Source organism: Myxacorys sp. (genome assembly GCF_059501405.1).
Genome location: NZ_JCACCM010000071.1, coordinates 1 through 11,106, shown reverse-complemented (window position 1 = coordinate 11,106; position 11,106 = coordinate 1). Strand labels below are relative to the sequence as shown.

Below are 11,106 nucleotides of genomic sequence, written 5' to 3'. Positions count from 1 at the left end.
CATCGCCAACGCTTGCTCGTACAATGGTTCTGCCTCGCTGTAGCGTCCTTGGGAATCGTAGAGACCTGCTAAGTTGTTCAAGCTTGTTGCCACATGCGGATGGTCGCCTTCAAACAGCTCTTGCTTCATCGCCAACGCTTGCTCGTACAATGGTTCTGCCTCGCTGTAGCGTCCTTGGGAACGGTAGAGAAGTGCTAAGTTGTTCAGGCTCCTTACCACAGCCGGGTGGTCGCCTTCAAACAGCCGTTGCGTCATTGCCAACGCTTGCTCGTACAACGGTTCTGCCTCGCTGTAGCGTCCTTGGGAACAGTAGAGACCTGCTAAGTTATTCAGGCTTGTTGCCACAGCCGGGTGGTCGCCTTCAAACAGCCGTTGCGTCATCTCCCAGCATTCTGAATACCAAAATTCTGCTTGAGCGAAAAGTGCCTGTCCTGCATAAAATCGCGCTAGTCCAACAAACGACCACACCAGAGCATCTCCTTCCAATCCTTCTGTGTGGCGCTCTGCTACTTCTTGAACATGCGATCGCACTTCCGAAAACCAGTCAATATCCTTCGTCGGTGGGTTATATGGCAGTTGACTCGCGATCACTATCATGTCCGAAACAAACGCCGATCGTAACGGTGCTTCGCCTGCGGTTTTAGCCGCCTCTGCTTCCTGTTCTTGCAAAAACTGCCGAATCAAAGGATGCAATCGACACACCGAAGGAGCATCCTTTTCAATTTGCACCAACGATGCATTCTCTATTCGCGCCTTTAGTTCTCCCAGCGCATACGCCCCTCCCTTTACACGCTGCATCGTCCGTTCCGCTAAGTCCCACCGAATCCAATCGAGAGCGAAATAACTCAACAAGCGGGCAACCTCTTGTGCGTCAGCCTCCATCGTTTTCCACGTCAGGTTAAACGCTGCTTTCACACCCAACTCGGCGGTAATTTCATCCTCCTGCGATCGCTCTAATGCTGGATCCCGCATTCCATTTTCTTGCAACCGTCCCCAAACCTGCGAGAGCGTAATGTGTCGATCTCTGGCGAGATAGCAACCTACCAGTTCGATCCCCAACGGCAAATAGCCCAATCCCTCGCAAAGTTGGTCTGCCAGTTCTGGCTGCTGATCAACTCGCCCATAACCCTCCAACCTTGCCAGCAGAGATCGCGCCTCTAGCGGCTGCAACATCTCCAGATCGATCCGAGGAAAGTTGGGCAATAAATCTTTTCGGCGCGTCGTCACCAGCACCCGAAACCGAGCCTCTTTTGGATAATACGATCGACACTTCGCCCACTCGCCTATGTCATCCAACACCACTAGCGTCGTTTCATGGGGCGTCCAATGCCTCCAGCACCACTGCACCAAGTCACCGAGATTCGTGCATCGCTCTTTCGCTGCCGCCAATCCCTGCAATTGCAGATCAAATTCCGCTTTCAGAAGAATCTGAGTCGCTAGATCACCCGTCCGCCCGTTTAACCAATAGATGCCGCCCGGATAATCTGCCTTGTGTCGAGTCGCATACTGCACCGCTAACTGAGTCTTGCCTACACCTCCCATTCCGGCTACCGCAGAAATCACCGCGCCCTCAGACGAGCTCAGAATTTCATGCAGTCGATCAAGTTCGTCTATGCGTCCTACAAAATTGGGAGACGCGGTATAAGGAATTTCATAGAACGGCGTTACTTTGTCGGAGCCGGATGCCGACGGCTGTAGTCAAAGCGTAATATTTTGATTCTCAATTGTGACTTGCGCATTGTATACATTCGCCGCTTTATTCACGAATGAGTTAACGATCTGCTGACCTTGCGGTTGAGCCTGCATCCCTCGCATCACCGCCTGAATTGCTGCCGCAATATCTGAGTCAGTTTTTGCTAACGTCTCAACCTCTACGATCGCATCTTTATACTCTGCCGTTTCTTCACCCGCTTCAAGTGCTTTTGCTGCGCCGGGTCGCTTCTCCCACAACAGTTTTGCCAATTTTCCACCCGCGTCTAGCGTTCCTTTCCCCAACGTTTTACCAACTTCTTTAAAGCCTTCACTCAAAACTAGGGCAGCGATCGCAGCAGCCGTAAATGAAACTGGTTCCATTGCCACAACTCCGAGAAGGGGTTAGATCTTTTCTACCTCAAGAATCAATAATTCTCCGCAAATCCTCAAAACTTTTACAGAGAATAGCAATGTTGAGGAAAAAAGTGCGATCGTTCTATGTTGGTTAGCGATCGCTTGATCTTGATTAGCGATCGCTTTGCTTCACGAAGTGTTCGTTCCTATTTGAAACAGGATAATTCCTATTTGAAACAGGAACGTTTCGATCTCAAACAGGAACATTCCTATTTGAAACAGGATGATTCCTATTTGAAACAGGAACGTTTCGATCTCAAACAGGAACGTTTCTGTTTCAAACAGAAATTGTCCTATTCAAAACAGAAACATTCCGATCTCAAATAGGAACTGTCCTGTTCAAAACAGAAACATTCCGATCTGAAACAGGATTGATCCAGATCTATCACTCCTTAGCCGAGCTAGCGATCGCTGCAACCCCAGAATTTCCGCCTAAATGTGCTGTAGATCTGCCATCAGACCTGCTCTACTAAGAAGAGTACCCCTCTATTTCATCTCTGCCGATGTCAAAAGAATTTCAGGTCGGCTCCAAAGTTCGTCTGATCGCACTTCCGCCCTACGTCAAGACCGCCGATCCCATGCCGATGCTCCGTCCAGCATCACTCGTTCAACTTGGAGAGGAAGGCATCGTCCTCGATCGTCGTCCCGGCGGATATTGGAGCATCCGGTTTAGCAGAGGTTCCTTTCTGCTCGACGATCAATATCTAGAAGCCATTGATTAAACCAACCTACTCAAACAAAAAAAGGAGCGCTTCGGACTCGCCGAGCGCTCCTTGGACTATAAGGAGAGCCAACTCTAACGCTTAAAGTCTTTCAGCAATTCGCGCAACTGCTCAGCAGCAACATCGCGACCACCCAGACCAAACGCGATCGCAATCGCCACCGCGATCGCGCCCAGCAACAAACCAAACGCCAAATTGACAATGTTCGTTGCAATTCCCATCTGCTGGAGTGCCATCGCGGACACCAATGCAATAATGGCAACGCGAGCCGTCTGACCCAAAATTCTCGACTGCCGCGAACCCGAACTCGTAATTAGGCTGTACGCCAGATTTGCCAGATACAAACCAACCGCAAACACGACCAAGCCGACTAAAATTCGTCCAAAGATCAGCAGCAAACCACTCACGATCGCCGTTAACGCTGGAATGTTGAGAATATTGGTCGCGGCAACCGTGGCAAACAGCATGATGCCTACCAAAACAATCACGCCTACAATCTCAGACGGCGATCGCACCGTCGGCGTAGATTGTGCATCAGTGTCTTGAATAATCGTTTCTCCCGTCGGAAACTCAGTATCGTACTGCGTCGGCGGAACTCTCGGCGTGTAGGGAGCCGATTGCAGACCCAGCCAATAGAATACGTTATCGAATCCAACGCTAGATAGAATGCTGGAGACCAAATCTGCCACAAATTTACCAATGACAAACGCGACCGCCAGAATCGCCGCTGCCGTAAAGATCAGGGGCAACGAATTGAGAATCTGATTCAGCATCGAAGTCGCTGGCCCCGAAATCGCTGGAATTTGTAGAGCATCCAGCGCTGCCGTAGCTGTCGGAATTAAAACCAGCACATACGCAAGCGTGCCAATCAGCCAAGAGAGCGTCCGTCCTCCAGTCGCCTGACCAATGCCAAACTGCGATCCCAAGCGATCCGTTCCCGTCGCCGATAGCAAGTTCGTGACTACGCCTCGAACCACGCGAGCAATCAACCAACCGATTGCCCCAATTGCGATCGCCTTAATGATGTTGGGCAACGCTCCCAAAATTTCGTTCAGCAAGTTTTGAACCGGCTGAAGCGGTCCTTGAAGATCCAAAACGCCCAAAATCAGGGGCAAGAAAAATAGGAAGACAAACCAATACAGCGCATTTCCAAGCGTCTCGCTCAAGGCAAACTGATTTGTTGCCAACGGGTCATCATTCTGAGCCCCTACGCGCTCGTCAAGCCCAAACGATTGAGATGTGCGAATCACAACGGTTTTAGCCAGCGTTGCCACCAACCAAGCCACACCCACCAAAATAGCGGCAGAGCCTAATCGGGGCAGAAACGCAAAAATCTGATTCAGGAAATTGTTTAAAGGCTGCGAAACGGTCGTCAGATTGAGAACGTTGAGGAAGGCAACCAGCGCCAAGATCATAATGATCCAGAACACCACTGAGGAGATGAGTCCCTCGACGTTAAAGTTTGCCCTTCTACCAGAGTGACCCGTTGCCCAGTCCGCAATCCGATTGTCAACGCTCGTTTTCTTGAGCAGACTGTTGACAACTCTGGAAACAATACTGGCGATCAGCCAACCGAGCAGGAGAACCGCGATCGCGCCGACTAGCTTGATGACAACATCACCAATATTCGCGCCAATTCCTGGAAAATAGTTTGAGAAGGGGGGCAGGGGAGCGTCTGTCCTCGCCTGCATCAAGACCGGATCAAGCCCCGGTAACAAATGCAGCCCTGTGGCAGATCCAATTTGCCAAAGTTCGTTCATGGTGATCTAATTAGCCTCTATCTATTAAGTTAAACGAGCCGCGCGATCGCTACTCAGGGAAAGTAGCCGTCCAGAATTAGGTAATCAGCTTGTATACGTAGTTAATGTACAAGTGCCGTCCCCTAGGATGCGCGCAATCAAGTCAAAAACAGCCCAGCAGAGTAGTAGGTTGCATCCTCAGAGTACGACTATCTCTAGAAAGAGAAAAGCCTCTGAAAATACTTTTTTAGCGTCCAATGGGTTTTCGCAACCGACTTAAAGTAGCTCTTTTTTTCCTCAGTATCAACTCAGTTGTCAAAGTCACACTGCACGATGAGAATGCCATGATTATTAATTGGGTTTCCTCATGCTTGAGATGTATTTCTTGAGCAAAGAGAAGGCTATCTTGTAGGATTGTCTTTCTAGCTTAGATCTCTAAATTAGAGAGGGAGATTTCGTTTCAATCTCAACTCAATCTTTGACCGATCGTGTGGAGATGATACCTTAAAATGTCAAATTTAGAAGTATTTGAACAGTCCATCTTAGTCAACGCAACTGCCACGATCGTAGAGCAATGTTTTACAGATTTGATACTAATGCACTGCTGGTTAAATCCAGCACTTCGGTGCGAACCGATCGGAGACTGGTCTACCCAAGTGGGCGCTCAAAGTCGATTTGTGATTCAAGTTCCAGTGCTACAGCCGACCTTAAGCAACGTTGTTGTGGAACGAGAACCTGGACTGATTGTGTGGCAATTTGAAGGATTTTTTCAGGGGCGCGATCGCTGGGAATGTCAGCCTCAATCCCAAGGCACGCGCTTAATCAATCGCTTTGAATTCGAGATCCCCAATCCACTAATCAAATTTGGCTTCAACACATTTGCAGCAAAATGGACTGAAGCAGACATGCAAACTCAATTACAACGGCTCAAGCAAGTTGCAGAAAAACTTCAGTCAGGACTATGAAGAATTCTCAATTTGGATTAATAAGGTTTGAATAATCTCTCGATCTTCAGCTAATGGCATTAGGGTTAAATAGCGTTCTAAGTCTTGGCGAGCTTCAATCCAGCGATCGGTACGAAAATAAATCACACCGCGATCGCGCAATTCCAACGGCGCGTCGGGAAAAAGAATCAGAATTCGTTCGATTGCCGACAAGCAAGCGCTAATCTCACCTCGACTGAGATAAATATGTTTTAGGTTCGTCAGCATTCGGGCCAGAAATTGTCGATTTGTGACGGATTCAAAGAACTGCGGCTGCATCTCTACAGGTTGACCATACATCTGATTCAACCGATTTTGGCAGTCTTGCAGAAATAAAATTTCGCCTCCATGAAAGGCATCTACAAACAGTTCCATTTCTTCAACATCAGGACGAATCAGAAAATGTCCTGGCATGCCGATCCCCACCATTGGGAAGGCTAGACGTTTTGCGATCGCGAGATACAGCAATGACAGCGTAATTGGAATTCCAGTACGTCGATCAATAACGTCATTTAAAAAACTGTTGCGGGGATCATAATAATCGGTTTCATTCCCAACAAATCCTAAATCCTCATACAAATGATGATTAATCAGTTGAACGACCCGTAGCGGGTAGGATTCTTGAGGCAGGTGCGGTTGGATAGCCTTTGCGATCGCGTCGAGTTTAGTTAAATAGGCATCTACATCTAGATCAGGTCTTGTCTCCTGAGCAATGTAGAGCGCCGCTTTTTCAAGATTGATTTGCTCATCCGGCTGACGCACTTCTTGAAAAAATTGCTGCCGTGCGATCGAAAATTCCATGTCCTCTAGCCTCTAGCCCTCTAAATAGTCACCACCCGAACCGTACTTCCAAGCTTGAAGCCTGCCATTCCAGAAGTACTGCTGAGTTGGAGATAAAGTTTTAATCCACGGGCGCAGCGATTCGGTAGCGGGATACAAAACAGAATAGAGCGCTAGAGTACTGAAATGCATCATCCAATTGAGCAGATTCAAGAGGCCAACGTGAAGAAGAATATTTAGCACCAGTTTTGGATGCGACACTCCCGTTTTCAACAATGTTTGCGCGAGTGGTACAAATTGCACAACGTCTTGCAAAAATGGCTTGAGAACCTGCTCTCCAGATTGTGCCATTTCCTCAAACACAGTTGTCAACAACTGGTTGATCTGATTCGGTGACACAGTTTGATTCATGCCGACACTCATGGCTCGTTGAAATAACCAGGTGACTGAAAGATTGGGTTGATAGGGTTGTAATAATGACAACGCTTGACGGTTTAGCAAATCCGCCTCTAGAGCCTCATGAACTCCTTCAGTTAATCGTTTGAGATGACGCACCATTGCTCCAAAGCCGCCAAAACTGAGAGGGGATTGACTACCACTACTATCACCAACCGGTAGAATTCGATTCCAGGACAGGGTTAATGGACTGTCACGATAACAAGGAAAAAATCCAAATAATGCCCGCTTCCAGTTCAGTTGAGTTAAGTCAACGTGCTGATATTGGGGAAGGAGGCGCAGATACTCTTCAAAAAATTCTTCTAGTGACAGACGACCTTGATCTGCATCCACATAGGTAAACATGTACGTCGTTCTGCCATCTCGCGCCGGAAACGCTTCCCAAAAATATTGACACTGATTTTGAATGGGTGTGAACGAGGCAATGAGATCGCCGGTGTCATTTTTAGAAAACCCCTCCGCACAGGTTCCCACGACAAGACACACCGCATCCGGTTTTTGTCCTTGCCTTGCTTGTCTAACAATTGGAGAAAAATGTCCCATCGCATCGAGCAGAAGCCATCCACGCAGTTGTTCTCCTGCTGTCACACAGATTCCGTTTGGATGAACACTCACCTGCTCAAACGCAGTCTTTTCGATTAGCTTTCCACCCGCTTGAAGAAATCGTGACTTCAGCGTTTCAAGTAAATAAACTGGATCAACACCAACGTTTAGAACATCTTTGACCCAAATTTCTGAGTCTTGAGAAAAACTGATTCGGACAGGATTAAATTCGGTGGCGACAGCGATCGCTAATTCCTGCTCGGTCAGCAATCCCAATTGGACAAATACCGCTAATTCTTTGCGAGAAATATTCCACTCTTGATCCCGTCCCCGCAGAACTCCTCGCTCAATCAACGCGACTCGCCACCCTTTTTTTGCCAGCGCTGCCCCAATTAGAATTCCGAGAGTACCACCCGAAATGATTACATCCCACTCAATGCGCTCTAGATCTTGATCGCTTTCTTGAACGACCGTAGGAATCGGTAATGTCCCTTCCCGCAAGGACTTCCATGAGCCATCAGCGCGGCGTAAACTTGCGATCGTTTCGAGCTTGGCAGAGCCAATCGCATCTCCCGGAATCTGAGCCAAAACTTCTTCAGTCAGCGACATAGCGCAAGTCATAATGTGTTCTTCATGCTTACGGTAGCGCGATTGAACGCGAATTAAACGTCTCCAAATGAACGCGAATTAAACGTCTCCAAATGCGATCGCGGCATTCTGTCCGCCAAAGCCAAAGCTGAAGCAAAGAACATTCCGAACTCGAGCCGCTTGAGCGGTTCTCACAAATGCCAAATTAAATTCAGGTTGCGTTAACCCAACATTTGGCGGTAAAACTTGGTGCTTTAACGCCATTAGACAAAACGCTGTGCCCAATGCGCCTGAGGCTCCTAGCGTATGTCCTGTCGATCCTTTCGTCGAACTAACAGAGATTTGCGGCGAGAACAATGTTTGAATTAAATGAGCTTCATTTTGGTCATTTAATTGAGTTGCTGTTCCGTGGGCGTGAATGTAGTCGATGTCTTGAGGCGCTAACACGCTTCGCGTTAAGCACTGCTGCACGGCTGCGATCGCGCTGCCGCCTCCCGGTTCCGGCGTGCTGACATGATAGCCATCTGCCGTTAGCCCAAATCCTAACACTTGCCCGTAAACCATTGCTCCTCGGCGTTTCGCGACTTCCGCTGATTCTAAAACGAAGATCGCGCCGCCTTCGCCTAACACGAGTCCTTCACGAGCGTCATCAAACGGATACGCCCCCGTTTTGGCTAACGCGCCCATTCGCCCAAATCCAATCAACGTTAACGGCGTAATCGGCGCTTCAATGGCTCCCGCAATCACCCGTTCTACTTCCCCCGCCCGAATTAACTCTGCGGCGCGGGCGATCGCCCACACTCCCGTTGCACAGGCGGCCATCGGTGCAAGCACGATCGATTGGGTTTGGATTTGTTGAGCTACTGAGATCGCGCCCGCATTCGGCAACGTGTTGAGCCAACCGCTCAAATCCTCTCGATTCGCGGTCAGTCTTTCCCACTGTGCCTGATTGCCGCGACTCGACCCGATCACAATCCCACAATCAAGTAATGGAGGTTCCAGTTTCGCATCGCGGAGCGCATCGTGCAGGACTCGCTCAGTCAAGCTCAGGAGATCGGTCGGAAAAGATTCGATCAGTGCTAAAGGATGCGGCTTTAAATCGGAGAAGGGTTGGCAGAGATGAACGCCTGAGCGACCTTCTACCAACCCTGTCCAGGTTTGCTCTAAATGACCCAACGCCGAAACCAGTCCAATTCCAGTGATAACAACATCCATTTACGGGGTCGTTGTTGGACTTGCACTCGCAGAAGGACTGGCCGAAGGAGTCGCAGCACCCGTTTTGAGGTTTTCGAGTCCTTGCGTCACCTTGGCAGACTCAATGCGATCGCCCTGCTGAATCTTATCGACCACTTCCATGCCTTGCGTCACTTTGCCAAACACGGCGTAGTTTCCATCTAGAAAGGTTAGATCGGCCAAGGCAATGTAGAACTGAGACGAGGCAGAATCTGGATCTGACGATCGCGCCATTGCTAACGCTCCGCGAGTATGTTTCAGCTTCGGCTTAACGCCCTCAAGGGTTTTGCCATAGACGGGTTCCGCTGCATTCTCTGGCTTAATTTCAAGCGGGAGATTCCGAGGTTGAGAGGTGGCCGGATCGACATATCCTCCAGTTCCCAACTGCTCCAATGGGAAGTTTGGATTCTTTCCTTGAGGATCACCGCCTTGAACGACAAACGGCTGTGGCTCCCGCACAACCCGGTGAAACACAAGCCCGTCATAGACTTTCTTCTCGACCAAATCGACAAAATTACCTGCCGTAATTGGGGCGTTCGTTCCGTCAACCTCAAGCGTGATGGGTGAGCCTTTCACCGTCATCACAACGGTTGCTTTCCCCTCTAAACGCGGCAAGGCAGATTGAGCAGCGCTCGCTGTAGCGCTGGGGGTCGGCGTGGCGGAAGAAGTACCAGTCGGAGTGGCTGATGTTCCACCTTGGGTATTACAGCCCGCAATTGCAAAGAGCGTCACTGCAAGCGTAGATAGAAGCCAATTACGGAGGTCTGTCTGCATTTTCATATCCTTTGAACAAATCACCTCAACATCTTACGCACAATCTGTTCAGATGAACGTGCCCGTAAAGACGGCGAGAGAACAGCAGAGTAATACTGGACAAGGATCACAGAGATTAAGTCTGGTTAGCCCGTTCAACTCAAATTCCCGCTCAATTCAGATCAATGTAAACTCTAGAATCCTTCAAGCGGTACACCCAAGAACCGTGCAAGCTCAGCTGCCTGATTTTCTAACGCAGATAGCGCTATTGGTTGCCCCACACGAGTGAGCGGAATATCACGCATTCCCTTGATCTTGAGATAGAGCGATCGCCGCGGATTGATTCCTTCTCGCAAAGTTACTTTAACGGCTTGAACATCAGCAATTTTAGACTTCAGCTCAATCTTGCGATTTTTGCCCGGAAACCCCCAGCGAAAAATAGTAATTTCGCCTGTTTCCTTATTAAATTCGTTGTAGCCTCCTCCCAAATCCCACGCGATCGTCAGCCACAGATAAAGAGCCAGCAGAATCCCTGCAGCTCCGTAAAATCCCATCGCGACGCCTTGGGGAATAAAGACCAGTTGAGTGGGGTTGGCAAACGGCAACAGGTTAACCTTTGTGTAGCTAGAAAGGGCAGCTAAAAAGAATCCCGTTGCCCCAATGGAGACAATGCTCGCCCACCAATAGTTGCTGAGCCGCCTAGATCCCAACACCTGCGATCGTAGAACGGGGGTATCGGTCGTGGTCTGTGCCGTCATAAACTTACGATTGCCTTAAGAAATTCTAAAGTTAGCCGCAAAACGGAAGAGTCGGTCTTGCCATGGAACTTAAACTCGAGATAAAGAAATTCCGACACAACCAACAATCCTGCAAGCAACCACAATTAGTATAGTACTTACAACATTTCGTAAGCGCTTGTGAAGCTGAGCAGAATTACTTATCAAGCTTAGCTTTCTCTCAGGAACTGAAGAAATTCTCTAAATGCTGCAACGCCTTACTGAACAGGAAGTTAGCGTTACATTTGATGAAAAATTTGCTGAGACATTACGTTTCGCTTTGTAAAAAATCTGATTTCTCCTATTATATTTAGACATATAAACTCGTTCACTCTAGACATTCTGCACTTTTAAGTATCGCTAGAGGATTTGATCATGACCATAGCAGTAGGGCGTGCGCCAGCGAGTCGGGGATGGTTCGACGTCC

The 11,106-nt window shown here is 48.8% G+C and carries 10 protein-coding genes; 2 read left to right on the top strand and 8 right to left on the bottom strand.

Annotated elements, in window-relative coordinates:
• Nucleotides 1-1,596: tetratricopeptide repeat protein (locus tag AC5I6P_RS06955; RefSeq protein ID WP_495693052.1), on the bottom strand; the 1,596-nt coding region annotated here is incomplete at its 3' end.
• A 102-nt stretch (nucleotides 1,597-1,698) separates the two neighbouring features.
• A complete protein-coding gene (locus AC5I6P_RS06950) occupies nucleotides 1,699-2,073 on the bottom strand; it encodes a hypothetical protein (RefSeq protein ID WP_495693022.1) in 375 nt (124 codons plus the stop codon).
• Between the two features lie 536 nt (nucleotides 2,074-2,609).
• On the opposite strand from AC5I6P_RS06950, the gene sipA reads away from it, so the two are divergent.
• On the top strand, nucleotides 2,610-2,828 hold the full coding sequence (gene sipA / locus AC5I6P_RS06945) for a regulatory protein SipA (RefSeq protein ID WP_495693021.1): 219 nt from the start codon (nucleotides 2,610-2,612) through the stop codon (nucleotides 2,826-2,828).
• Between the two features lie 74 nt (nucleotides 2,829-2,902).
• Here sipA and AC5I6P_RS06940 read toward each other — a convergent pair whose 3' ends face one another.
• A complete protein-coding gene (locus AC5I6P_RS06940; protein ID WP_495693020.1) occupies nucleotides 2,903-4,588 on the bottom strand; it encodes a mechanosensitive ion channel in 1,686 nt (561 codons plus the stop codon).
• Nucleotides 4,589-5,076: 488 nt separating this feature from the next.
• Here AC5I6P_RS06940 and AC5I6P_RS06935 point away from each other — a divergent pair, with 488 nt between their 5' ends.
• Complete coding sequence (locus AC5I6P_RS06935) at nucleotides 5,077-5,532, top strand: SRPBCC family protein (RefSeq protein ID WP_495693019.1); 456 nt, start codon at nucleotides 5,077-5,079, stop codon at nucleotides 5,530-5,532.
• Here the strand turns inward: AC5I6P_RS06935 and AC5I6P_RS06930 are convergent.
• The 5 genes from AC5I6P_RS06930 to AC5I6P_RS06910 all read right to left on the bottom strand — a co-directional run bounded on the left by AC5I6P_RS06930 (nucleotide 5,527) and on the right by AC5I6P_RS06910 (nucleotide 10,661).
• Nucleotides 5,527-6,351, bottom strand: a complete 825-nt coding sequence (locus AC5I6P_RS06930; protein ID WP_495693018.1) for a SirB1 family protein — start codon at nucleotides 6,349-6,351, stop codon at nucleotides 5,527-5,529. The two genes, AC5I6P_RS06935 and AC5I6P_RS06930, sit on opposite strands and share 6 nt — an antisense overlap.
• Nucleotides 6,352-6,363: 12 nt before the next feature.
• Nucleotides 6,364-7,950, bottom strand: a complete 1,587-nt coding sequence (locus AC5I6P_RS06925) for an FAD-dependent oxidoreductase (RefSeq protein ID WP_495693017.1) — start codon at nucleotides 7,948-7,950, stop codon at nucleotides 6,364-6,366.
• Between the two features lie 66 nt (nucleotides 7,951-8,016).
• On the bottom strand, nucleotides 8,017-9,132 hold the full coding sequence (locus AC5I6P_RS06920; protein ID WP_495693016.1) for a beta-ketoacyl-ACP synthase: 1,116 nt from the start codon (nucleotides 9,130-9,132) through the stop codon (nucleotides 8,017-8,019).
• The gene (locus AC5I6P_RS06915; RefSeq protein WP_495693015.1) at nucleotides 9,133-9,924 is read right to left on the bottom strand and encodes a peptidylprolyl isomerase; all 792 of its coding nucleotides are present in this window, start codon (nucleotides 9,922-9,924) and stop codon (nucleotides 9,133-9,135) included.
• A 173-nt stretch (nucleotides 9,925-10,097) separates the two neighbouring features.
• Nucleotides 10,098-10,661, bottom strand: coding sequence for a photosystem I assembly protein Ycf4 (locus tag AC5I6P_RS06910; protein WP_495693014.1), 564 nt, complete (start codon nucleotides 10,659-10,661; stop codon nucleotides 10,098-10,100).
• Nucleotides 10,662-11,106 lie beyond the last annotated feature (445 nt).